This is a genomic window from Yoonia sp. MH D7 (genome assembly GCF_054439475.1).
In genome coordinates this window covers 756,337-777,841 of the sequence record NZ_JBTJCF010000001.1, presented here as the reverse complement: position 1 = coordinate 777,841, position 21,505 = coordinate 756,337, and the positions used below count along the sequence as shown (strand labels likewise).

The following is a 21,505-nucleotide window of genomic DNA, read 5'->3' as shown; positions in this document are numbered from 1 at the left end:
ATTATAGCCCCTGCCCTGGTTTGACGTCGATATTTTCCATCGACTTTGCCGGATCGCGATGCATTTGCTGCATCACGTTCTGGCGCTTGATGTTGGTGCGGTGGCGCAGTGTCAACACGATGGCACCGATCATAGCGGTCAGCAGGATCAGGCCCGCGAGTTGGAACAGGATGATGTATTTGTCATAGATCAACAGGCCAAGTGCTGCGGTGTTGTGCGCGTCACCTTTGGGTGCTGCGATGTTGGCTGCTGCGACGTCCGAGAAGCTCCATACGCCAAGCGCCATGCCGAGTTGCATAAGGATCACCGCGCCGATCAGCAGCGCGAGTGGCATGTATTTCGACATTTCCGCCTTGAGTTCGGCAAAGTCCACGTCAAGCATCATCACCACAAAGAGGAATAGAACCGCAACCGCGCCGACGTAGACGATGATGAGCAGCATGGCGACAAACTCTGCGCCCAAGAGCACAAACAGGCCCGCAGATGACAGGAACGACAAGATCAGCCAAAGCACCGAGTGGACCGGATTGCGGCTCATCACGGTCATCAGCCCGCCCATCACGGTGGTCAATGCAAAGAAGTAGAATGTGAATACGGCAACGGTCATTGGCCTGCGTCCTTTTCCATCACGTCGGTGGCGATTTGCATCGCCTTTGTCATTGCAGGCACGCCGCCAAACATCGCGGCTTGGGCGATGGTTTCGGCAATTTCCTGTTTGGTTGCACCGGCCTGAACGGCATGGCGCACGGTAAGTTTAATCTGCGTCTCGGCGGTGGCACCTGTGACCGTCAGCGCGTTGAGCGTCAACAGCAGCTTGGTTTTCGCGTCAAGCCCTTCAGGGTTCAAGCCTTTGCCGAAAAACTGTTCCATCATCTCTTTAGACATGGTGGGAAACAGGGTCTCGAACCCTTTGGTCGAGAACGCCTCCATGCCCGGATTAAGCTGTTTTGCCCAATCCTGACCCATAGCCATCATGGCTTCAAAGGGGTTTTTATCGGTCATCGGTACGGTGCATCCAGCTCTAGGTTGCGTGCAATCTCTGCTTCCCAACGGTCGCCGTTCTCTAACAGTTTGTCTTTGTCGTAGAACAGTTCTTCGCGGGTTTCGGTCGAGAATTCAAAGTTCGGGCCTTCGACAATGGCGTCTACCGGGCAAGCTTCCTGACAGAAACCGCAGTAGATACATTTGGTCATGTCAATGTCGTAGCGGGTTGTGCGCCGTGATCCGTCGTCGCGCGGTTCGGCGTCGATGGTGATCGCTTGTGCAGGGCAGACCGCTTCGCAGAGTTTGCACGCGATGCAGCGCTCTTCGCCGTTGGCATAGCGGCGCAAGGCATGTTCGCCGCGAAAACGCGGGCTGAGTGGCCCTTTTTCGTGTGGGTAATTCAACGTGGCTTTTGGCGAGAAGAAGTATTTCATTCCCAGCCCAAAGCCTTTCCAGAAATCCATCAACAGGAAATATTTGGCGGCGCGTGTGTAGTCCATCGGTTCGTTCATTTTAGCAGCCCTTTCCGACATAGTCGCTCGCATTGTGCGCTATCCGCATGAGGTGATCAAAGAGCGCGCGGTCGGTTGCATCCAGTTTCGGGTTGTCCGGCACTTTTGCGCGCAAGACTTCGCCAGCGACCATTGCCTGCTCGATCGGCGCAGTGCAATCGCCGGTTTCAGCCTTGAGCGCGACTGCCGCCCCCATCCGCCTGATCACGTCTTCCAACGCGAATGTTTCGAATTTTGCACTCGTCATATCACGCTCCAGCTGCCCGATTGGCATTTGCGCCATAAATGCGCCCACTTGCGCGGCAGGGCAGTTTGCGCCACCAAACGGTCCCGCAGAGCAGCCGGTGATCCAGCGAGGGAAATCCTGATCGGCTTGCGACACGGCGACGGGTGTCTGGTCTGGCATACACCCCGCCAGTGCAACGAACGCTATGAAAATTGTCGGCTTCATGCTCATCCGCCCAATGTCCAGCGCGCCCAAAAGCCGCCCAAGACTTCAAATTTTGCGAGGAAAGCCACCAATACGACCCAGAAGAGCGACAGCGGTAGGAAAACTTTCCACCCGATGCGCATCAACTGGTCGTAGCGGTAGCGCGGTGTGATTGCCTTGACCATCGAGAACATAAAGAACACGGCGGACATTTTCAGGATCATCCAGAAGATACCATCTGGAAGGCCCGGGATTGGCGAGAGCCAGCCACCGAAGAACAGCAGGGTTGTGAGCGCGCACATCAGCACAACCGCCATAAGTTCACCGATCATGAACAATAGGAACGGTGTGGACGAATATTCAACTTGGTAGCCTGCAACCAGTTCTGATTCCGCTTCTGGAAGGTCAAACGGCGGACGGTTTGTTTCGGCCAAAGCGCTGATAAAGAACAGGAACAGCATCGGGAAGTGCGCGACCCAGTACCAGTTGAACAGACCTGCGTTGCCGCGTTGTGCTTCGACGATATCGCCAAAGTTCATCGAGCCGGTCGAGATAATCACACCGACGATGATCAAGCCAATAGAGACTTCGTATGAGATCATTTGTGCGGCGGAGCGCAGGGAGCCAAGGAAAGGGTATTTCGAGTTGGATGCCCAACCGCCCATGATGACGCCGTAGACTTCAAGCGAGGAAACCGCAAAGACGTAGAGGATCGCGACGTTGATGTTGGAAAGCACCCAACCGTCGTTGAACGGGATCACGGCCCAAGCGATGACAGCCAGCACAAAGGATAGCATTGGCGCGAGGAAAAACACGGCTTTGTCGGCGCCGGCAGGCACAACGATTTCTTTCACGATGTATTTCAGGAAGTCGGCAAAGGACTGCAAAAGCCCGAATGGCCCAACCATGTTTGGACCTTTGCGCATTTGCACGGCAGCCCAGATTTTGCGGTCAGCGTACATCAGGAACGCGAGTGCCACCAGAAGTGGGACCAGCACCAGAAGACATTGACCGAGGATCACCAGAATGATGCCCAGATTGGTATTGGTGAAAAATTCGACCATGGTTTGCCCCTTACACCGTTGGAATTCCGGCTGTGCCGCAATCGGCGACAGCCACTTCGGCGTCAATTGTCTTGGACCCACGCGGAAGCGAGGGCGAGATTGTATAGACGGCATCGGCGGACCAAAGCCCGCCGCTGACGTTCGTATTTGTGCGCACGTGCCGCAAGAACCCGTAACCGCGGATCAGCGTGTATTGGGCGGCGGCACATTGCGCGTATTTTGTGACCTCGTCGGGGCCGTTTGCACCCGTCATAGACACCCGAAAGCTGACGAGATCGCCATCGAGCAGACGGGTTTCGATCCCTTGGTAGGAAGGCGCCATTGATCCTTGGCTGACCTGTGTTTGGTCGGCGCAAGCGGCGGTGGCCGCGAGGGATATGAGGGCCAAAGCCTTCATTTACTCGGCTGCCACAGCGGTGATTGTCCGCGCTTTGGCGATTGCAGACAGTTCGGCCATCAGGCTTGATGCCCGTGCAATCGGGTTGGTTAGGTAAAAATCGGTGATTGCGTAGACAAATGGCGCGTTGTCGGGTGCCTTTGCCTTGGCGGGTTTCCATGTATTGACGGAGACAACGTCGATTTGGCCCAAGTGCGGGTGCGCGGCAACGATTGCAGTGCGCAGTGCGGCGAGGCTGTCGAATGGAAGTGTCGCGTCAAGTTCAGCAGAAAGCGCGCGCAGGATGGCCCAGTTTTCTTTCGCGTCACCCGGTGCAAAGCTGGCGCGCATGGCAAGTTGCGGGCGGCCTTCGGTGTTCACAAACAACCCGTTTTCCTCTGTATAGGCGGCCCCCGGCAAGATGATGTCAGCGCGGTGTGCGCCGCGATCGCCGTGGCTGCCTTGATAGATGACGGTCGGGCCAGCGGGGATGTCGCCTTCGTCAACGCCGAGGTTGTAGATCACCTCCGCGCCGTCAAGGGCAGCGGTTAGGCCCCCGTCAGTGACGGCCTCCACGTCCATCGCGCCGACACGCCCTGCGGCTGTATGCAAAACCATGAATTTGGAACCGGTCGCTTCGGCAAGGGCCATGACGGAGCCGAGGATCGCGTCGCCATCAGCGCGCGACAATGCGCCCGCGCCCAAGATGATGATCGACGCCTCGTCCTGCACGTCAGAATAGTCACGCGACAGTAGATCCGTAATGGTGTCAGGGCCGGAACCAAGATGATCGCAGTCAAATGTCAGGTCAACCTTCGGGCCGATCATGGCGACATTTGCGCCGCGCGCCCAAGCCTTGCGCAGGCGTGCATTCAAGACAGGCATTTCAACTTTTGGGTTGCTGCCGATAATCATGATCGATTGCGCGTCATCGATATCTTCGATTGTTGCGGTACCAACGTAGCCGGAGCGATTTCCCGCAGGAAGTTTCGCGCCATCAGTGCGGCATTCGACGTGGCCGCCCTGCCCTTCAATCAATGTTTTGAGTGCGAAGGCTGCTTCTGTCGGGACCAGATCACCGATCAGACCGGCTATTTTCTTGCCTTTCATCGCAGCGGCGGCTGCAGACAGGGCCTCTGGCCACGATGCTTTACGCAGTTTGCCGTTTTCGCGGATATAAGGAGTATCAAGGCGCTGCTTGCGCAGCCCGTCCCAGATGAACCGTGTCTTGTCGGAAATCCATTCCTCGTTCACGCCGTCATGGTTGCGTGGCAGAACCCGCATCACTTCGCGGCCTTTGGTGTCGACGCGGATGTTTGATCCAAGCGCGTCCATCACGTCGATAGATTCGGTTTTGGTCAATTCCCACGGACGGGCGGTAAAGGCATAGGGTTTCGAGACCAGCGCGCCAACAGGGCAAAGGTCGATGATATTGCCCTGTAGGTTACTGTCGAGCGTTCCGCCCAGGTAGGTCGTGATCTCGGCATCTTCGCCGCGCCCTGTCTGGCCCATTTCGTGGATGCCCGCGACTTCAGTGGTGAAGCGCACGCAGCGGGTGCAGGAAATGCAGCGCGTCATGTGGGTTTCGACCAACGGTCCAAGATCAAGATCTTCGGTGGCGCGTTTGGGTTCACGGAAGCGCGAGAAGTCGACGCCATATGCCATCGCTTGGTCTTGCAGATCGCATTCGCCGCCTTGATCGCAGATCGGGCAATCAAGCGGGTGGTTGATGAGCAGGAATTCCATCACACCTTCACGGGCTTTTTTGACCATCGGAGAATTGGTTTTCACAACGGGCGGCTGGCCTTCCGGACCGGGGCGCAGATCGCGAACCTGCATCGCGCAAGAGGCGGCAGGTTTTGGCGGACCGCCCACAACTTCGACCAGACACATACGGCAGTTGCCAGCAATGGAAAGACGTTCGTGGTAGCAGAAACGCGGGATTTCAACGCCTGCTTGTTCGCAAGCCTGAATAAGGGTCATCGCCCCATCAACCTCGACCTCAGTACCATCAATGACGACTTTTTTCAGATCAGACATAGCGCGCCTTTATATTCCGTGTCCCCCTATCGTGCTAAAAAGCATAGGGGCGTTACGGCGTTCTAACGCGCCACGGTCCCCGATGCCAGTCTGATCGACAAAAAAAACCCGCTCAAAAGTTGTATCTTTTGCGCGGGCCCCCATGGATATGTTTTGAAAGCGAATGCCGTTTTACCGTAGCAGACGTCCAATTGCACTGTTTTTGGCTATTTCGGCGCGTCCTACGGCACAATAAGTGGCCTCATTGCCGGTTACAGCACCCAGATCGACAAGGCGGGCGCGTGCCACACCGGTCAACCGGTCTTCTTCGGCTTTGTCATTTGTATACGCGTCGATTTCGGAATCACTATAGCCGAGGCGGGACGCGTGATCTTTGAGCGTGTTCAGGTAGCCAACGCCGCGAAAATAGCGTGGGCTGATGCTGTTGCATTTCTTGCTGATTTCAATGGCCATGCCGGTGGCGATGATACCTTCGCGCACATATTCCACGTCTTTCAACGCAGGTTTGGCAGAGGATGCGCCGGCGGCACCAATCACGCCAAGGGCGATGGCAAATACCATAAGAAAGGTTTTGGTCATGGGCTGTAGTCTCCTGTGGGGCGCGTTTGTTGCGCTTTATTGAGACAGATGTCGTTGTTGTAAGGGTGTTATTCAATAACACCACAAAAACGTCAGCGGATTTATGCGTGAGGCGCGATCAGGTAATCGCGCAAATAAGTCCGTCCGAAGGCCCCCGCCGTCCGCAGTAGTTTGCAAAATCCTGTTCGGGCATCTTTCGCTGGTTTCGCCGTGATCGCGCGCGCGGTCGCCTGACTTGGTTTTGCGCCGCCACAGTCGAGGGCGACGCCGGTGTAGAACTAATCGGTCCCAGCGAAGGTCTTCACGGGAGCCGAATAGAACCGCCAGCCAGCGCGTTTCTCACATCATTCTGCTGCGATTGCGGCGCGTTTATGCTTGATCCTGTCTTCGATATCGCCACGGAAGTTTTTGATCAGCGCTTGGATTGGCCATGCGGCCGCATCACCAAGAGCACAGATTGTGTGGCCTTCGACCTGTTTGGTCACGTCAAGAAGCATATCGATTTCGTCGACCGATGCGTTACCCTCAACCAAACGCGCCATGACGCGCATCATCCAGCCGGTGCCTTCGCGACACGGAGTGCATTGGCCGCAGGATTCGTGCTTGTAGAATTTCGACAGACGCCAGACCGCTTTGATCATATCGGTGGAGTTATCCATCACGATGACCGCCGCGGTGCCAAGCGAGGAGCCTTTTTCTTTCAGCCCGTCAAAGTCCATGATCGCGTCGCGCATGTCTTCGCCGCGCACGTTTGGCACGGACGAGCCACCAGGGATCACGGCCTTGAGATTGTCCCAGCCGCCGCGAATACCACCGCAATGTTTTTCGATCAGTTCTTGAAACGGGATGCCCATTTCTTCTTCGACAACACAGGGGTTGTTGACGTGGCCCGAGATCGCAAACAGTTTGGTGCCTGCGTTATTGGCGCGACCGATCCCTGAGAACCAAGCACCGCCACGGCGCAGGATTGTTGGGACCACAGCGATAGATTCGACGTTGTTCACGGTTGTCGGGCAGCCATAAAGACCTGCGTTTGCAGGGAAAGGCGGCTTCATGCGCGGCATGCCTTTTTTACCCTCAAGCGATTCCAAAAGTGCAGTTTCTTCGCCGCAGATGTAGGCCCCTGCCCCGTGCGCGACGTAGATGTCAAAGTCCCAGCCGGATTTGCAGGCATTTTTGCCAACCAAGCCAGCGGCATAAGCCTCGTCAATTGCGTTTTGCAGCGCTTCGCGTTCGCGGATATATTCGCCGCGGATGTAGATGTAGCAGGCGTTGGCGTTCATTGCGAAAGAGGCAATCAGGCAACCTTCGACCAGCGTGTGCGGGTCGTGACGCATGATTTCGCGGTCTTTGCATGTACCTGGCTCTGATTCGTCAGCGTTCACAACAAGATAGCTAGGGCGTCCATCGGATTCCTTGGGCATAAACGACCATTTCAAACCGGTCGGGAAGCCAGCGCCACCGCGCCCGCGCAGGCCCGATGCTTTCATCTCGTTCACGATCCAGTCGCGCCCTTTTTTGATGATCGCGTCGGTGCCATCCCAGTGTCCACGTGCCTGCGCGCCTTTCAGCGAGCGGTCGTGCATCCCGTAGAGGTTCGTGAAGATCCGGTCTTGGTCCTTGAGCATTAGCCCTCATCCTTGTCGTGTTGGCGTTGCCGCCAGAGTTTAAACGTCAAATATAGTGCAAAGCCGAAGCCCGCCAGTGCAACAAGGTCAAAAAGCGCCCGTGTCCGCAAAGACAGCCCCAATTTATCACCTGCAAACGTGGCGCAAACCCAAAACACACCGGTTCCGGCCATAACCAGCGCGGCGCGCTGTGGAGTGTTGGAGGTATTTTGGTTCTGCGACATCTGATATTAGTCAGCGTTTAGTAAACGCCGCCTTTCTTTACCTTGGAGGAAAAGTCGGTTGTGCCGCCTTTTGCCAAAATCTTTGCTTGCTTGACCCATTCGTCACGCAGAACGCGGCCGTTTGCGCCTTTTACGTTATCGTCAAACCACGTGGCGTCGGCTTTTTTCCATGCGGCCACTTGGTCGAAGTGGAAGACGCCGGATGCATGCAATGCTTTTTCAAGAACTGGGCCGACGCCTTTGATCATTTTAAGATTGTCAGGTCCACCGTCGCGCGCCTCTGTCAGGACAGCCGGTTTTATTGCTTTGCCGGTGGCAGGTTTCACTGCCTTTACAGCAGCTACTTTTGTCGTGGTGGTCTTAGCTGCAACTTTCGCCGCTGCGGGTTTGACAACTTTTTTCGCCGCTGCTGGCTTTGTGGCCGTCTTTGCCGTCGCGGGCTTTGCCGCTGGTTTTGCTATGGTGACAGGCTCAGTGGTTTTTGTAGGTGTCTCAGGCGTGTTTTCAACAGGCGCTGGCGCAACAGGTGTCATTGTCACGGGCGTGCTGGTGGCGGCAACAGGTGCAGCGGCCGGGGCGCTTGCCACAGAAGTCGCTTGCGGGGGCACTGCGGAAACCGTGCTTGGTGCGTTGGGAGTTTTCCAGCCCATCCACAAAATCCACCAAACGATTGCCGCCACGATCAAGCCGATCACCAGTGCGCCAAAGAAACCAAAACTCAGGCCGAATTTGGCAACGATTAGCGACAAAATACCGAAAATTGCAGAAATAAATACAATTCGTGACGTGCTGGGTGACGTATCGTTCATAGTTTCAAATCTCCCTCGGGGCGCATCTCTTAAGGTGACACAGTCCCGCGTGTTCTACGATCATTCCCACGAAGTGACAGCCGCGTGGCAGTATCGCAGTTACTCTATACCCGTGCTGGGCCGACAACCCGAATGGTTCTGGCCGAGCTTAACGTATTTTGCGGGAATGTCACAGTCCCCCCCAGTACGCCCCGATTTTATTTGTCTTTCGCGAGCCTCGCCGCTTGTGCCATCCAGTCATCGCGCGCGATGCGGCCCTTAAATTTCAGGCGGCTGTCGACCCAAGAAACCTCTTCCTCGGTCCATTTCGCGATCTGGTCGAAGTGCCAAAAGCCAAGGTCATTCAGCACGCCTTCGAGCTTGGGACCAACGCCAGTGATTAATTTTAGATTATCCGCGCCTGATTTGCGTGGAGCGGTCATAAGGCGCGGTTTCTTGCCTTCGGCGGCTGGTGCTTTAGTCACGGACGGATTTTGCTTTGAGGCCGCCTTGGTGGGCTTGTCTTTTTTAGGTGCAGCCGACTTTTCATCTTCGACAGGTTTTGAGGCAGTCGATGCGGCCATGGCTTTTTCGTCAGGCTCGACGGCCACTTCCGGTGCCGGTTCTTCGACAGCTTTTTCAACGGCTGCTTTGCTAATCGGTGCGGGTCTTGCGCCGCCTTTTGTCAGCCACGGGGTAAGCAGCGGAACTTCGGTGCCATCGATGCGTTTCACCGTGTCGCCAAGGTCGGTCGCCAGCTGCACAGAGGCATTATATTGCGTTTTACCGCTGTCGTGGTCTTTCAACGACGTCAGGCCACGGAGCGGTTCGGCAGCGTAGCGCCCGTTTTGCGGACCGGGAACGGGGACGCGACCGGCAGCTAATTCGTCGATGATTTCCGACAGGCGGGCCGCGGTCAGGTCCTCAAAATAGTCTTTGCCGATTTGGGCCATTGGCGCATTGGCGCAAGCGCCCAGACATTCAACTTCTTCCCACGAGAAACGGCCGTCAGCGGAAAGTGCATGTGCTTTCTCAGCGATTTTTTCTTTGCACACAGCGATCAGGTCTTCGGTACCGCAGATCATGCAGGTCAGGGTGCCGCAAACCTGAATATGTGCAAGACTACCAACAGGTTGCAGCTGGAACATAAAGTAAAATGATGCCACTTCAAGCGCACGGATATAGGCCATGTCCAGCATGGATGCGATATGCTCGATCGCAGGACGGGTCAGCCAGCGTTCCTGCTCTTGCGCACGCCACAACAGCGGGATGATCGCGGAGGCCTGACGGCCTTCGGGATATTTGGTGATCTGGGCTTCGGCCCATTTCTGGTTTGCGGGTGTAAACGCAAACGTTTCGGGCTGGTCGTGATATAGTCTGCGCAGCATCAGGTTATTCCGGTCACGTTAACGTCAAATACAATTGGCGGAGGTCACACGAATTGCGCCGCTACCCGAAACCACAACCCGACCTTCGGATTGCAATTGCGGTGTCAGTTGCAGCAGCTCTTCGCGCGTGATCGTCGCACTGTTCAGCACGGCACCCACGTTTGTGGAGTTCAATTCGCAGCCCTGCCCTTCGATAGACGCAACAAGACGTTCTTTTGCGGTCATCACCGGAGCGACGGGTGCGATTGGGGTCATCGGCGCGGGGGCCATGACCTGTGTCGTGGCCGAAGAGGAATTCCCGCCGCCCATCAAGTTCGAGCGGAAGTCGGTCATCGTGCCACAGCCTGCCAGCGACAGGGCGCTGACGATGAGTACAGTACGGATCATCGGTCGATCTCTCCAAATACGACGTCCATGGTGCCGATAATGGCTGCCACGTCGGCCAGTTGATGGCCTGAAGCCACATGGTCCATTGCTTGCAAATGCAAGTAGCCCGGTGCGCGAATTTTGGCGCGATAAGGCTTGTTTGATCCGTCCGCCACAAGGAATACGCCAAACTCACCTTTCGGTGCTTCGACGCAGGCATAAACTTCGCCTGCAGGAACATGAAATCCTTCGGTATAAAGTTTGAAGTGATGGATCAGCGATTCCATCGAGGTTTTCATTTCGCCGCGCGTGGGTGGCGTCATTTTCCCGCGTGCCATGATATCACCCTTCTCGACGCGCAGCTTTTCGCAGGCCTGACGGATGATATGAGTGGACTGGCGCATTTCTTCCATGCGGCACAGGTAACGGTCATAGCAGTCGCCGTTTTTGCCGACAGGGATCTGGAATTCAAACTCGTCGTAGCATTCATAGGGCTGCGCACGGCGCAGGTCCCACGCGAGGCCAGAGCCGCGCACCATGACGCCGGAGAAACTCCAGTCTTGAATTTCTTGCTCGGTAACGATTCCGATATCGCAGTTCCGCTGTTTGAAAATACGGTTCTCGGTCAGCAGTCCGTCGATGTCCGCAATCACCCGTGGGAACTCAACGGCCCATTGGTCGATATCTTCGATCAGCGCGTCTGGCAGATCTTGGTGCACCCCGCCCGGACGGAAATAGGCGGCGTGAAGCCGTGCGCCACAAGCCCGCTCGTAGAATACCATGAGTTTCTCGCGCTCTTCAAAGCCCCAAAGTGGCGGGGTCAATGCGCCTACGTCCATCGCTTGTGTCGTCACGTTAAGCAGGTGGTTCAACACGCGACCGATTTCGGAATAAAGCACGCGGATCAGCGAGGCGCGACGCGGAACGACCGTGCCTGTCAGTTTCTCAATGGCCAAGCACCATGCGTGTTCCTGATTCATTGGCGCCACATAGTCGAGGCGGTCAAAATATGGCAGGTTTTGTAAGTAGGTCCGGCTTTCCATCAGCTTTTCTGTGCCACGGTGCAGCAGGCCGATATGCGGATCGCAACGCTCTACAATCTCGCCGTCGAGTTCCAACACCAGACGCAAAACGCCGTGCGCCGCAGGGTGCTGCGGGCCAAAGTTGATGTTGAAGTTACGGATTTTCTGCTCACCCGTCTGGGCGTCGGATGTGCCGTCATCATAGGTGTTCACGCGGATATCGCCGTCCATCATTTTGACGCTCCTGAAACAGTAACTTTAGCCAATAGTCTAATTTCAGACATTTTTAAAACAGGCACTAATGCGGTCAAAAATAACACAAATGCAGTGGTCATCTCAGGAACAAAACTCATCACTTCGCACCTTCTTTCGCTTTATCATCACCCGGAAGGATATATTCGGCACCTTCCCATGGAGACATGAAATCAAACTGGCGGTATTCTTGCACGAGGCTCACTGGCTCATACACAACCCGCTTTTGCACTTCATCATAGCGCACTTCGGTGTAGCCGGTTGTGGGAAAATCTTTGCGCAGCGGAAAGCCGCGGAAGCCGTAGTCAGTCAGGATGCGGCGCAGGTCGGGGTGGCCTGTGAACAAGATGCCAAACATGTCGAAAATCTCGCGCTCGAACCAGTTGGATGACGGATGCACGTCTATAATCGACGGCACCATTTCGTCTTCGCGGATTTGCACCCGCAGCCGGATCCGGTGATTTTGATACATCGACAGGAAGTGGTAGATCACGTCGAACCGCTTGGCCCGTGTCGGGTAATCCACAGCGGTGATGTCGATCAAGCTGGAGAACTGGCAGGACGCATCTGTTTTGAGAAACTCCACAAAACCCACCACGGAGGACGGCGCGAGTGTGACTGTCAACTCGTCGTTGGCAATTTCCCAAGACAAAACGCAATCGCTGCGCTTGAGTTCAAGATGCGTGCCGAGGTCCTGAAGAGCAGTTGTCATCGTGTGATATTCCCCGTCCTGCGGATTTTGCGTTGCAATTGCAGGATGCCGTAAAGCAGCGCCTCTGCGGTTGGCGGGCAGCCGGGTACATAGATGTCCACTGGAACGATCCGGTCGCAGCCGCGCACAACGCTATAGGAATAGTGGTAGTAGCCACCGCCGTTGGCGCAGGATCCCATCGAGATCACATAGCGCGGCTCTGGCATCTGGTCATAGACTTTGCGTAGCGCGGGGGCCATTTTGTTGGTCAATGTGCCTGCCACGATCATCAGGTCAGACTGGCGCGGGGAAGCGCGCGGCGCTGTGCCGAACCGTTCAAGATCGTAACGTGGCATCGAGGTATGCATCATTTCCACCGCACAACAGGCCAACCCGAAGGTCATCCAGTGCAGCGAGCCGGTGCGCGCCCAATTTACCATGTCTGCCGTCGAGGTCACGAGGAACCCCTTGTCTTGCAGTTGCGCGTTCAACGTTTGCGTTGCGTGCTCTTTATCTGCGCCAGCCGTATTGGCTCCGGTCATCACTCCCATTCGAGCGCTCCCTTTTTCCATTCGTAAGCAAAGCCGATGGTCAGCACGCCCAAGAACACGATCATCGACCAGAAACCGACCATTGAGATATCCTTGAACGCCACGGCCCATGGGAAGAGGAATGCGACTTCAAGGTCAAAGATAATGAACAGGATCGCCACGAGGTAGAAACGCACGTCAAATTTCATCCGCGCATCGTCGAATGCGTTAAACCCGCACTCATAGGCCGAGGTTTTTTCCGCGTCAGGGTTCCGCACGGCGACAATGGCCGCTGCAAGGATAAGAATCGCGCCCAGCGCAATCGCCAATCCCAGAAATATCATGATTGGAAGGTATTCGTTCAGCATGTCCTGCAAGGGATTTTCCTTTTCCGCATTGTGCCACACCTATCGGTACCTCAAATAGGCTCATGGTTGTCTACCCCTCTGCTTTCGGAGGGTCAACCAATGCAACGCCATTCCCGACAGGATTTTGGCAACAAATGCGCCGATTTCGGATTTATTGCGCCAGTCTCGCACACCAGTCGATCCGCCGCCCGCCTTGGTAGGCCACAGCCAGCCCCTCTGCAATCAAGGTGGCGCTGACGTCTTTTCCGTCCACTTTCATCGTGGTCAGTAATCTGTCGTATCTGTCGCGCGTGTCACCAGAGAAGGTCATCACGCCTGACGCGCTCAACGCGCGCAGCCGTTCGGTTGCAAGATCGGCGTGGATCTTCTCGGCTTCGCAGCCCGGGGATGTTACTTCTGGCGTGTCAAATCCCAAAAGCCGCGCCGAGATTTTCTCGCCGCCACAATCCAGCGTTACAGTATCGCCATCGTAGACATAGTCGAGCATACAGCCCTGTGCGCTAAGGTTTTCATAAGGCGCAAGCCAGTCTGCGACGGCCACCAGCGCGCCCACCAATAGCACCGCCGCAGCGATTGGTACTGGATCAAACATACGCAAATGAACTGACGCCTGCTGTTTGGGTGATTGCAGGCACGGGCCGCTGTAAAACAAGTTTCATATGGTTTCCATTGTGTAACGCCCGGTCATTCATGTCGCGCCGTGACCAGACTGCTGGTGAACGCCGTTGACAACGGATTTGATAATCCGCCCGATCATCGCGCAATCTTCTAACGAAAAAGTTAACGGCAACCGCATGTCGATGATCCCCGCAAGGATGCGGTCGGTTTGTGGCATGGGCACGTAGGCCGCATAGCGCCAGCTATCGTAGCGCGAGGTGAAGCCGCTTGGCTCTGCGCCACCAAACCATTTCAACTCGACGCCGCGTGATTTGCAGCCCTCAATCACAGCTGCCACGTCGTCGGCTGCCCAATCGAGCAACAGAAACTGGATCGATGAGGCAACGTAATGCTCTGCCTCGGGTCGTTCTGGCAGGGTCAGCCCTGTGGTGCGCGCAAGGATTTCAGCGACGGTCGTATACCGCTCGTTCCAGCGTCGGGCTTGGGTTGCAAGATCGCGCAGCTGCGGGCGCAGGATTGCGGCGCGCAGATTATCCATGCGCCCCGAAATATTGGGCGTCTCATATTTTATCTGCGCAAAGCTTTCTGGCGGCGGTGCGGCGCGGTGTTTGTCGAACAGCATATAACTACCCGACAGCATAATCGCACGCGCCATGCCCTGCGCGTCGTCCGAGACCAGCAAACCGCCCTCGCCCGCGTTCACATGCTTATAGGTCTGCGTAGAGTAGCAGCCGAACCTGCCCCAGCGCCCTGATGGAATATCGCGCCACGCGGCACCCATCGTATGCGCGCAGTCTTCGATCACGATCACGTCCGCGGCGTCACACATCGCCATGAGCCGATCCATATCACACAGATGCCCCCGCATGTGGGACAGCAACAGGACTTTGGCGCACGGAAGTTTTTCGGCCAGATCATCAAGATCGATCACAAGGTCCTTGGTCACACCCACATAGACCGGACTGGCACCCACGGCCGCAATGGCCCCGGGCACAGGCGCAAGCGTGAACGCATTGGTCAACACATGATCGCCGTGGCTCACCCCACAAGCGCGCAGGGCCGTTGTCATCGCATAACCGCCCGAAGCTACCGCAAGACAGTATTTTGCGCCCGTCAGCGCCGCGAACTCTTCCTCTAACAATGCCGCCTGCGCGATTTCATCGCCTGACGTGTTATATCGATGCAAACGTCCGCTTTGCATCACGGCAATCGCTGCATCAATCCCCTCTTGGGGAATCGATTCCTGCTGAGTGAAGCTGCCGCTGAATATCTCTGTCATGTCGCGAGTGTGTGCATCAGGCCCGACCACGTCAATCGTAAGTCGCGTGGTCGATAATCTGGAAACATCCGCGTCTGAAATAGCTCTTTTGAGCATGTTGTTAACGACCACCCATAAAACCGCAAAAGATCACCTTACCCGATAAGCCGCCGCACCTCATCCAGCAACTCGTCAAAATGCGAAATCAAGCCTTCAGGGGCGAGATCGCGCACGTCGTCGTCACCTGGCCCAAATGTTACAAGGATCGAGGGGATGCCGGCGTTTTTTGACGTATCGCGGTCGGTCACGGTGTCGCCTACCAGCACAGTGCGCGTAATATCGCCGCCGACGCGCCGCACGGTCTCAAACAAATGTTCAGGATCGGGTTTGCGCACCAGAAGTGTATCTGCACCAAGAAGTGCTGCAAATTCATGACGCACCCCAAGGCTTTGCAGCAGGATCTCGGCCAAGCCTTCGGGCTTGTTGGTGCAAATCGCGACCTTATAGCCTGCGGATTTCAAATCACTCACCGCCTGCATTGCGCCGTCATACAGGACCGTGTGGCTGTTAATATCCTTTGCATACGCCTCCAGCAGCGGTTGATAGCCTGCGTCAACGTGGCTCTCGTCAAACCCCTCGACGCGGCTAAAGCCCAAGCGCAGCATCGCACGCCCGCCCTTAAGCGCAGTGCCTTTGTCGGCCACTGTCAGCAGATCACCCAGCCCAAGATCGCGAAAGCAGCTGTTCGCCGCCGCCAAAAGGTCGCCGCTGGTATCGGCAAGCGTGCCGTCGAGATCAAAAACAACAGTGGGCATAACCTATCCTTTATGGGCGCGTACCGTGGCATCTGTAACGATACGTAAAAGGATGTGAACCCCCTACCCTTGTGATAATGCCGTGATCAGGTAAACACCCACAAAAATATAGGGCGCGAGCGGGATATGACGACAGCATTAATCATTTTGGGCGCAGGTATGGGCAGACGGATGAATTCCGAACTGCCAAAGGTCCTGCATGCAATCGGCGGCGCGCCGATGTTGGTACATGCCATGCGGGCTGGCGCAGCTCTGGCACCTGAGAAAACCGTTATTGTAGCGGGGCATGGGGCGGACGCCGTCAGCAAGGCGGCATTGGCCTATGATCCAGAAGCGCAGACAGTTTTGCAAGAAGAGCAGCTTGGCACTGCCCATGCGGTTTTACAGGCGGCAGACGCGCTAGCAGGTTTTGACGGAGACGCGCTGGTTTTATACGGCGATACGCCCTTTATTACACCCGAAACCTTAGAAGCGATGGCGGCAGCGCGGGCAACCCATGATGTCGTCGTGCTAGGATTTGAAGCCGCTGAACCGGGCCGCTATGGCCGCTTGATTGTGGACGGTGAAACGCTTGAAAAGATCGTTGAATTCAAGGATGCAACAGATCAAGAACGCATGGTAACACTTTGTAATAGTGGTGTTATCTCAGCAAAATCATCAGTGCTGTTTGACCTTATCTCGAAGGTTGGCAATGACAATGCGGCGGGCGAATACTATCTGACCGATATCATTGGCATTGCCCGCGCGCAGGGGCTTTCTGCCACTGTCGTGCGCTGCGCAGAGGCCGAAACATTAGGCGTGAATAGCCGCGCCGAACTGATCGCCGCAGAGGCCGGTTTCCAAACCCGCGCGCGTGCCTTAGCGATTGAGGACGGGGTCACATTACTGGCCCCCGAAACCGTATTTTTCAGCTATGACACCTACCTTGGCCGCGACGCGATCATCGAGCAGAACGTAGTGTTTGGCCCCAACGTAACGGTCGAAACCGGCGCGCGTATTCGGGCGTTTTCGCATCTCGAGGGCTGCCATGTGTCGCGCGGCGCGACTGTTGGCCCCTTTGCACGCTTGCGCCCCGGTGCAGAGTTGCAAGAAGACGTGCATGTTGGCAACTTTGTCGAAATCAAAAACGCTGTCATTGCTGAAGGCGCCAAGGTCAACCACCTGACCTATATCGGGGACGCGGATATCGGTGCGCGCACAAATATTGGCGCAGGCACGATTACCTGCAATTATGACGGTGTTTTCAAGCATCGTACCACGATTGGCGCGGATGCGTTTATTGGCTCGAATACAATGCTGGTCGCCCCGGTGACGATAGGTAACGAGGCGATGACCGCAACAGGCACAGTGGTTACAAAAAATGTCCCCGATGGCGATCTGGCTGTGGCGCGTGCGCGCCAAGAGAACAAGACCGGCCTTGCGGTGAAAATGTTCGAAAAGTTAAAGGCTTTGAAGGCTAAACGGGTAAAGGACTAGTAAAATGTGCGGAATTGTTGGTGTTCTTGGGACACATGAAGCAGCGCCAATCCTTTTGGAAGCGCTCAAACGGTTAGAGTATCGCGGTTATGACAGCGCGGGAATTGCCACGATTAATGGCAAGGTTTTGGACCGCAGACGGGCTATTGGCAAGCTGGTGAACCTGTCCGATTTGCTGGTACATGAACCGCTTGCAGGCAAGGCTGGCATTGGTCACACCCGTTGGGCCACCCACGGCGCGCCAAACGTCAATAACGCGCATCCGCACCGTGCAGGTGGCGTCGCAGTTGTGCATAACGGCATCATCGAGAATTTCCGCGAGCTACGCGCGTTCCTCGCAGAAAATGGCATTCATTACGCGACGGATACCGATACTGAAACCGTCGCCCTGCTTGCGCAATATTACCTTGATCAAGGTGCTGCGCCCCGCGACGCGGCGATCCAGACGATTGCGCGACTTGAGGGGGCCTATGCGCTTTGTTTCTTGTTTGAAGGCGAAGATGATTTGCTGATCGCGGCGCGCAAGGGCTCGCCTTTGGCAATTGGTCACGGCGTGAACGAGATGTTTGTGGGGTCCGATGCGATTGCGCTGGCGCCAATGACAGACAAAATTACCTATCTGGAAGAAGGCGACATGGCGTTTCTGACGCGCAGCTCGCTGGAAATTCGAGATGCCGACGGACAGCAAACCAATCGCCCTGTCAAAATCATCCAGATCGACGCAAGTGCGGTGGATAAAGGCGGCTACAAACACTTTATGGCGAAAGAAATCGCCGAACAGCCAACGGTTTTGCAAGGCGCTTTGGCGCATTACATTAACCAAGATGGCACCGGCGTCACCCTGCCCGCCCCCGCGCTCGATTTTGCGCAAGTCGAGCGCCTGACTATGGTGGCCTGCGGCACGGCGTTCTACGCTTGTCTGGTTGCGAAATACTGGTTCGAGCAGATCGCCGGCATCCCTGTCGAAGTCGATGTGGCCTCTGAGTTCCGCTACCGCGAGCCGCCTGTGACCAAAGGCACTGTCGCGGTCTTTGTCAGCCAATCGGGCGAAACCGCCGATACGCTGGCCGCGCTGCGCTATATGAAAGGCAAAGCCTCGATGATCTTGTCTGTGGTCAACGTGCCGGAAAGCTCGATTGCCCGCGAAAGCGATCTGGCATTGCCGATTCTGGCGGGGACCGAGATTGGTGTGGCGTCGACCAAAGCCTTCACATGTCAGTTAACCACCTTGGCGATTTTGGCGCTGAAAGCTGCCAAAGATCGCGGCATGATTGATGATGCAACTCTGGCCGATAAACTGTCTGCCTTGCGTGCGATGCCCGGTGTTTTGAACACTGCGCTGGCGATTGAGGATAAGACAAAGCAGGTTGCGGCCAAACTGGCAGAGACCCGCGATATTTTATTCTTAGGCCGCGGTGCGATGTATCCATTGGCGCTAGAAGGTGCGTTAAAACTGAAAGAAATCAGCTATATCCACGCCGAAGCTTATGCATCTGGCGAGTTGAAGCACGGCCCCATTGCCTTGGTCGACCAGCATGTGCCTGTGATCGTCATGGCCCCGCGTGACGCACTGTTTGAAAAGACGGTGTCAAACATGCAAGAAGTCATGGCACGCGGCGGCAAGGTGTTGTTAATCACCGATCAAAAGGGCGCAAATGAGGCCAGCATGGGGGTGTGGGATACCATCGTCATGCCCGAAATTGATGATTTCCTAGCACCCATTCTTTACGCCGTGCCAGCCCAATTGCTGGCCTATCATACCGCCATTGCCAAAGGCACTGATGTGGACCAACCCCGTAACCTAGCCAAGTCTGTGACAGTCGAATGAACGCACAAGAAGCCTTAGATCAACTCGGATCAAACCCTGAAAACGTCGAACGGATGACGACGTATCACAAGGTCGACCGCCCCTATTTAGGGGTTGAAACCTCTGTGCTAGATGCCGCGGTAAAGGGCTGGCGCACTGATCTCGATGTTGATCTGCGCCTCGCTTTGGCGCGCGATTTGTGGGACAGCAATGTGCACGAAGGTCGCATCGCCGCAGCTAAATTATTGACCCAAGCCCGTATCCGCCCTGATGACACCGCCGCGTGGGATTTGATCTGCGCTTGGGTGCCTGAAATCGACTGCTTGGCAATTGCCGATAAGGTTGCAACCGCGGGCCAAAAGCGCCTTGTCTCTGACCCTGCCCGTCTGGATATCGTCGCAGACTGGATCGCGTCAGATCACGCATGGTCGCGCCGCGCGGCGTTTACATTCACGCTGCCGTGGACCCAGCAGAACCATCCCAAGCCCGAGGAAATCGCGGTGCGCGAGCGGGTTCTGGATTGGGCCGAGGCCGTGCTGAAAGACAAAGAATTTGTCGTGCAGGACGCAATTGCGGGCTGGCTACGTCACCTGTCCAAGCATGACCCCGAGACCGTTGCCACATTTGTGGACCGTCACGCCGAGGACATGAAGAAGTTTGTGCGTAAAGAAGCTAGCCGAAACTTGGGGTAATTAGTCTTTATAAACGGTCAGTTCCAGCAAACCTGTCAACGGTGCATCTAACAAACGCATCGCAGGCAGGCTAATCTGGCTGCCAGAGCCTGCCGCGCCGCCAGAGGGACGCAATTCCAAATTCACCGACTTGCCATTAGCTCCGTAAACTGCGCGCCCTGAGACCAATGTCTGTACAAGCGGGGTTTTCAGCCAAATCCCCGGATCAGCTGGCGACCCAAGCGTGGCAACGGTCTTGCCCAGATTTGTCTCGGATGCGGGCTGGGGCGCAGCAGTCGCCACGGCGCGGTCCTCGGCCGTTGTCGTATCAAACTGCGCAACCGTACGTGCCGCAGAGGGCGGCGCCGGTGGCGGCGTAGAATCGAGCGTTGCGGGCATCACATCAGGCGCACCTGTGGTTGAGTTGGGACCTTGCAAAAGCGGTTGCGCACAACCTGCAAGAATGAGAGCGGGGAACAGGACAACATATTTCATAATTATGATCGTATTGTGCGCCAAACATCTGCGCAAGATGCCGCGTGCGCCTTGCGCAGTCTTTCGCGTGGCCCTAGGTTCACCCTATGATAGCCCCATTGATCGACCCCTTCGCCCGCACCATTGATTACTTGCGCGTCTCCGTGACGGATCGCTGCGATTTCCGCTGTGTGTATTGTATGTCTGAAAACATGACGTTCCTGCCCAAGAAGGAATTGCTCACACTCGAAGAACTGGACCGCATGTGTTCGGCCTTTGTGCGTATGGGCGTGAAAAAGCTGCGCATTACCGGCGGTGAACCCCTCGTGCGGCGCGGCATCATGACGTTTTTCGAGGCCATGAGCGGGCATCTGGAGACGGGTGCGCTGCGTGAACTGACGCTGACGACCAATGGCAGTCAGTTGGAAAAATACGCCGATCAGCTCGCCGCCTGTGGTGTGAAACGCATCAACGTATCGCTGGATACGTTGGACGAGGAAAAATTCGCGCGCATCACCCGCTGGGGCCGATTGCCTCAGGTTTTGCGCGGCATTGATGCGGCGCAAGCAGCGGGCATGCGTGTGAAAATCAATGCGGTAGCCCTGAAAGGGTTTAACGAAGACGAGCTGTTTACCCTCACCGACTGGGCGGCTGCGCGCGACGTGGATATGACATTTATCGAAGTTATGCCGATGGGTGATCTAGGCAACGAAGACCGCATTGGCCAATATTGGTCACTGAAAGATTTGCGTGCAAAACTTGCGACGCGTAGCACCTTGACCGACCTGCCCGACAACACAGGCGGCCCCGCGCGCTATTTCCGCATTGATGAAACAGGGCAGAAAATCGGCCTGATTACCCCCCTGTCGCATAATTTCTGCGAAAGCTGCAACCGCGTGCGGATTACCTGCACCGGCGAGATTTATACCTGTTTGGGTCAAGAAGGGCATTCCGACTTGCGCGGCCCCCTACGGTCGTCCGAGAATGACGCCGTGCTGGACGAGGCTATTCGCCATGCCATCACGCTGAAACCTAAAGGCCATGATTTCGACTATTCGCGCCAGAAGGTGGACGGACAAGTGTCGCGTCATATGAGCCATACCGGCGGGTAAAGCTTGATAGATTGTCCAAAATCAGCTATCAG

Annotated in this window: 26 protein-coding genes; 4 read left to right on the top strand and 22 right to left on the bottom strand. The window is 56.0% G+C overall.

All coding sequences use genetic code 11. The annotated features are described in order from the left end of the window. Position 1: 1 nt before the first annotated feature. The 21 genes from ACXLHR_RS03815 to ACXLHR_RS03715 form a co-directional block, all read right to left on the bottom strand. Positions 2 to 607 (bottom strand): NADH-quinone oxidoreductase subunit J, encoded by a 606-nt coding sequence (locus tag ACXLHR_RS03815; protein WP_458790207.1) that lies wholly within the window; start codon positions 605 to 607, stop codon positions 2 to 4. Continuing rightward, positions 604 to 1,002, bottom strand: a complete 399-nt coding sequence (locus tag ACXLHR_RS03810) for a carboxymuconolactone decarboxylase family protein (RefSeq protein WP_458790206.1) — start codon at positions 1,000 to 1,002, stop codon at positions 604 to 606. Before ACXLHR_RS03810 ends, ACXLHR_RS03815 begins: the two co-directional genes overlap by 4 nt. Continuing rightward, on the bottom strand, positions 999 to 1,496 hold the full coding sequence (gene nuoI, locus ACXLHR_RS03805; RefSeq protein ID WP_458790205.1) for an NADH-quinone oxidoreductase subunit NuoI: 498 nt from the start codon (positions 1,494 to 1,496) through the stop codon (positions 999 to 1,001). Before nuoI ends, ACXLHR_RS03810 begins: the two co-directional genes overlap by 4 nt. Before the next feature lies 1 nt (position 1,497). Continuing rightward, complete coding sequence (locus ACXLHR_RS03800; RefSeq protein ID WP_458790204.1) at positions 1,498 to 1,947, bottom strand: hypothetical protein; 450 nt, start codon at positions 1,945 to 1,947, stop codon at positions 1,498 to 1,500. A 2-nt stretch (positions 1,948 to 1,949) separates the two neighbouring features. Then, on the bottom strand, positions 1,950 to 2,990 hold the full coding sequence (nuoH, locus tag ACXLHR_RS03795) for an NADH-quinone oxidoreductase subunit NuoH (protein WP_458790203.1): 1,041 nt from the start codon (positions 2,988 to 2,990) through the stop codon (positions 1,950 to 1,952). Between the two features lie 10 nt (positions 2,991 to 3,000). Then, complete coding sequence (locus ACXLHR_RS03790) at positions 3,001 to 3,387, bottom strand: hypothetical protein (RefSeq protein WP_458790202.1); 387 nt, start codon at positions 3,385 to 3,387, stop codon at positions 3,001 to 3,003. Further along, positions 3,388 to 5,406, bottom strand: a complete 2,019-nt coding sequence (gene nuoG, locus ACXLHR_RS03785) for an NADH-quinone oxidoreductase subunit NuoG (RefSeq protein WP_458790201.1) — start codon at positions 5,404 to 5,406, stop codon at positions 3,388 to 3,390. It lies immediately after the preceding gene. A 171-nt stretch (positions 5,407 to 5,577) separates the two neighbouring features. Beyond that, positions 5,578 to 5,985 (bottom strand): DUF5333 domain-containing protein, encoded by a 408-nt coding sequence (locus ACXLHR_RS03780; protein ID WP_458790200.1) that lies wholly within the window; start codon positions 5,983 to 5,985, stop codon positions 5,578 to 5,580. 344 nt (positions 5,986 to 6,329) lie between these two features. After that, positions 6,330 to 7,613, bottom strand: coding sequence for an NADH-quinone oxidoreductase subunit NuoF (gene nuoF / locus ACXLHR_RS03775; protein ID WP_458790199.1), 1,284 nt, complete (start codon positions 7,611 to 7,613; stop codon positions 6,330 to 6,332). Continuing rightward, entirely contained in the window at positions 7,613 to 7,837 is a 225-nt protein-coding gene (locus ACXLHR_RS03770; RefSeq protein ID WP_458790198.1) for a DUF5337 domain-containing protein, read from the bottom strand. Before ACXLHR_RS03770 ends, nuoF begins: the two co-directional genes overlap by 1 nt. Positions 7,838 to 7,854: 17 nt before the next feature. After that, positions 7,855 to 8,646, bottom strand: a complete 792-nt coding sequence (locus ACXLHR_RS03765; RefSeq protein WP_458790197.1) for an NADH:quinone oxidoreductase — start codon at positions 8,644 to 8,646, stop codon at positions 7,855 to 7,857. A gap of 197 nt (positions 8,647 to 8,843) precedes the next feature. Next, complete coding sequence (locus ACXLHR_RS03760) at positions 8,844 to 10,013, bottom strand: NADH-quinone oxidoreductase subunit E (RefSeq protein ID WP_458790196.1); 1,170 nt, start codon at positions 10,011 to 10,013, stop codon at positions 8,844 to 8,846. Positions 10,014 to 10,037: 24 nt separating this feature from the next. Then, complete coding sequence (locus tag ACXLHR_RS03755) at positions 10,038 to 10,400, bottom strand: hypothetical protein (RefSeq protein ID WP_458790195.1); 363 nt, start codon at positions 10,398 to 10,400, stop codon at positions 10,038 to 10,040. Next, entirely contained in the window at positions 10,397 to 11,635 is a 1,239-nt protein-coding gene (locus tag ACXLHR_RS03750) for an NADH-quinone oxidoreductase subunit D (protein ID WP_458790194.1), read from the bottom strand. Before ACXLHR_RS03750 ends, ACXLHR_RS03755 begins: the two co-directional genes overlap by 4 nt. Continuing rightward, positions 11,632 to 11,754 (bottom strand): hypothetical protein, encoded by a 123-nt coding sequence (locus ACXLHR_RS03745; RefSeq protein WP_458790193.1) that lies wholly within the window; start codon positions 11,752 to 11,754, stop codon positions 11,632 to 11,634. The genes ACXLHR_RS03750 and ACXLHR_RS03745 overlap by 4 nt, the downstream gene beginning before the upstream one ends. After that, positions 11,754 to 12,365 carry an NADH-quinone oxidoreductase subunit C gene (locus ACXLHR_RS03740; protein ID WP_458790192.1) on the bottom strand — a complete coding sequence of 204 codons (612 nt, stop codon included), beginning with the start codon at positions 12,363 to 12,365 and terminating at the stop codon, positions 11,754 to 11,756. The genes ACXLHR_RS03745 and ACXLHR_RS03740 overlap by 1 nt, the downstream gene beginning before the upstream one ends. Beyond that, entirely contained in the window at positions 12,362 to 12,886 is a 525-nt protein-coding gene (locus ACXLHR_RS03735; protein WP_458792465.1) for a NuoB/complex I 20 kDa subunit family protein, read from the bottom strand. Before ACXLHR_RS03735 ends, ACXLHR_RS03740 begins: the two co-directional genes overlap by 4 nt. Continuing rightward, a complete protein-coding gene (locus ACXLHR_RS03730) occupies positions 12,886 to 13,251 on the bottom strand; it encodes an NADH-quinone oxidoreductase subunit A (RefSeq protein WP_458790191.1) in 366 nt (121 codons plus the stop codon). Before ACXLHR_RS03730 ends, ACXLHR_RS03735 begins: the two co-directional genes overlap by 1 nt. A gap of 142 nt (positions 13,252 to 13,393) precedes the next feature. After that, entirely contained in the window at positions 13,394 to 13,834 is a 441-nt protein-coding gene (locus ACXLHR_RS03725) for a thermonuclease family protein (protein ID WP_458790190.1), read from the bottom strand. Positions 13,835 to 13,930: 96 nt separating this feature from the next. Beyond that, a complete protein-coding gene (locus ACXLHR_RS03720) occupies positions 13,931 to 15,139 on the bottom strand; it encodes a DegT/DnrJ/EryC1/StrS family aminotransferase (protein WP_458790189.1) in 1,209 nt (402 codons plus the stop codon). A 134-nt stretch (positions 15,140 to 15,273) separates the two neighbouring features. Further along, the gene (locus ACXLHR_RS03715; RefSeq protein ID WP_458790188.1) at positions 15,274 to 15,933 is read right to left on the bottom strand and encodes an HAD-IA family hydrolase; all 660 of its coding nucleotides are present in this window, start codon (positions 15,931 to 15,933) and stop codon (positions 15,274 to 15,276) included. Positions 15,934 to 16,059: 126 nt separating this feature from the next. Here ACXLHR_RS03715 and glmU point away from each other — a divergent pair, with 126 nt between their 5' ends. From glmU to ACXLHR_RS03700, 3 genes are read left to right on the top strand one after another with little or no spacing between them, the layout of a single operon-like run. Then, positions 16,060 to 17,409 carry a bifunctional UDP-N-acetylglucosamine diphosphorylase/glucosamine-1-phosphate N-acetyltransferase GlmU gene (gene glmU / locus ACXLHR_RS03710; protein WP_458790187.1) on the top strand — a complete coding sequence of 450 codons (1,350 nt, stop codon included), beginning with the start codon at positions 16,060 to 16,062 and terminating at the stop codon, positions 17,407 to 17,409. Positions 17,410 to 17,413: 4 nt separating this feature from the next. Beyond that, complete coding sequence (gene glmS / locus ACXLHR_RS03705; RefSeq protein WP_458790186.1) at positions 17,414 to 19,237, top strand: glutamine--fructose-6-phosphate transaminase (isomerizing); 1,824 nt, start codon at positions 17,414 to 17,416, stop codon at positions 19,235 to 19,237. Next, positions 19,234 to 19,908, top strand: coding sequence for a DNA alkylation repair protein (locus tag ACXLHR_RS03700; RefSeq protein ID WP_458790185.1), 675 nt, complete (start codon positions 19,234 to 19,236; stop codon positions 19,906 to 19,908). The genes glmS and ACXLHR_RS03700 overlap by 4 nt, the downstream gene beginning before the upstream one ends. On the opposite strand, the gene ACXLHR_RS03695 is transcribed toward ACXLHR_RS03700, so the two are convergent. Further along, positions 19,909 to 20,382: a D-galactarate dehydratase gene (locus ACXLHR_RS03695; protein ID WP_458790184.1), complete on the bottom strand. Its 474-nt coding sequence runs from the start codon at positions 20,380 to 20,382 to the stop codon at positions 19,909 to 19,911. An 86-nt stretch (positions 20,383 to 20,468) separates the two neighbouring features. On the opposite strand from ACXLHR_RS03695, the gene moaA reads away from it, so the two are divergent. Then, positions 20,469 to 21,473 carry a GTP 3',8-cyclase MoaA gene (gene moaA, locus ACXLHR_RS03690; RefSeq protein ID WP_458790183.1) on the top strand — a complete coding sequence of 335 codons (1,005 nt, stop codon included), beginning with the start codon at positions 20,469 to 20,471 and terminating at the stop codon, positions 21,471 to 21,473. Positions 21,474 to 21,505 lie beyond the last annotated feature (32 nt).

Coding starts and splice junctions, on each gene's coding strand:
- ACXLHR_RS03815 (WP_458790207.1), bottom strand. CDS start 607: ATGACCGTTGCCGTATTCACATTCTACTTCTTTGCATTGACCACCGTG.
- ACXLHR_RS03810 (WP_458790206.1), bottom strand. CDS start 1,002: ATGACCGATAAAAACCCCTTTGAAGCCATGATGGCTATGGGTCAGGAT.
- nuoI (WP_458790205.1), bottom strand. CDS start 1,496: ATGAACGAACCGATGGACTACACACGCGCCGCCAAATATTTCCTGTTG.
- ACXLHR_RS03800 (WP_458790204.1), bottom strand. CDS start 1,947: ATGAAGCCGACAATTTTCATAGCGTTCGTTGCACTGGCGGGGTGTATG.
- nuoH (WP_458790203.1), bottom strand. CDS start 2,990: ATGGTCGAATTTTTCACCAATACCAATCTGGGCATCATTCTGGTGATC.
- ACXLHR_RS03790 (WP_458790202.1), bottom strand. CDS start 3,387: ATGAAGGCTTTGGCCCTCATATCCCTCGCGGCCACCGCCGCTTGCGCC.
- nuoG (WP_458790201.1), bottom strand. CDS start 5,406: ATGTCTGATCTGAAAAAAGTCGTCATTGATGGTACTGAGGTCGAGGTT.
- ACXLHR_RS03780 (WP_458790200.1), bottom strand. CDS start 5,985: ATGACCAAAACCTTTCTTATGGTATTTGCCATCGCCCTTGGCGTGATT.
- nuoF (WP_458790199.1), bottom strand. CDS start 7,613: ATGCTCAAGGACCAAGACCGGATCTTCACGAACCTCTACGGGATGCAC.
- ACXLHR_RS03770 (WP_458790198.1), bottom strand. CDS start 7,837: ATGTCGCAGAACCAAAATACCTCCAACACTCCACAGCGCGCCGCGCTG.
- ACXLHR_RS03765 (WP_458790197.1), bottom strand. CDS start 8,646: ATGAACGATACGTCACCCAGCACGTCACGAATTGTATTTATTTCTGCA.
- ACXLHR_RS03760 (WP_458790196.1), bottom strand. CDS start 10,013: ATGCTGCGCAGACTATATCACGACCAGCCCGAAACGTTTGCGTTTACA.
- ACXLHR_RS03755 (WP_458790195.1), bottom strand. CDS start 10,400: ATGATCCGTACTGTACTCATCGTCAGCGCCCTGTCGCTGGCAGGCTGT.
- ACXLHR_RS03750 (WP_458790194.1), bottom strand. CDS start 11,635: ATGATGGACGGCGATATCCGCGTGAACACCTATGATGACGGCACATCC.
- ACXLHR_RS03745 (WP_458790193.1), bottom strand. CDS start 11,754: ATGAGTTTTGTTCCTGAGATGACCACTGCATTTGTGTTATTTTTGACC.
- ACXLHR_RS03740 (WP_458790192.1), bottom strand. CDS start 12,365: ATGACAACTGCTCTTCAGGACCTCGGCACGCATCTTGAACTCAAGCGC.
- ACXLHR_RS03735 (WP_458792465.1), bottom strand. CDS start 12,886: ATGACCGGAGCCAATACGGCTGGCGCAGATAAAGAGCACGCAACGCAA.
- ACXLHR_RS03725 (WP_458790190.1), bottom strand. CDS start 13,834: ATGTTTGATCCAGTACCAATCGCTGCGGCGGTGCTATTGGTGGGCGCG.
- ACXLHR_RS03720 (WP_458790189.1), bottom strand. CDS start 15,139: ATGACAGAGATATTCAGCGGCAGCTTCACTCAGCAGGAATCGATTCCC.
- ACXLHR_RS03715 (WP_458790188.1), bottom strand. CDS start 15,933: ATGCCCACTGTTGTTTTTGATCTCGACGGCACGCTTGCCGATACCAGC.
- glmU (WP_458790187.1), top strand. CDS start 16,060: ATGACGACAGCATTAATCATTTTGGGCGCAGGTATGGGCAGACGGATG.
- glmS (WP_458790186.1), top strand. CDS start 17,414: ATGTGCGGAATTGTTGGTGTTCTTGGGACACATGAAGCAGCGCCAATC.
- ACXLHR_RS03700 (WP_458790185.1), top strand. CDS start 19,234: ATGAACGCACAAGAAGCCTTAGATCAACTCGGATCAAACCCTGAAAAC.
- ACXLHR_RS03695 (WP_458790184.1), bottom strand. CDS start 20,382: ATGAAATATGTTGTCCTGTTCCCCGCTCTCATTCTTGCAGGTTGTGCG.
- moaA (WP_458790183.1), top strand. CDS start 20,469: ATGATAGCCCCATTGATCGACCCCTTCGCCCGCACCATTGATTACTTG.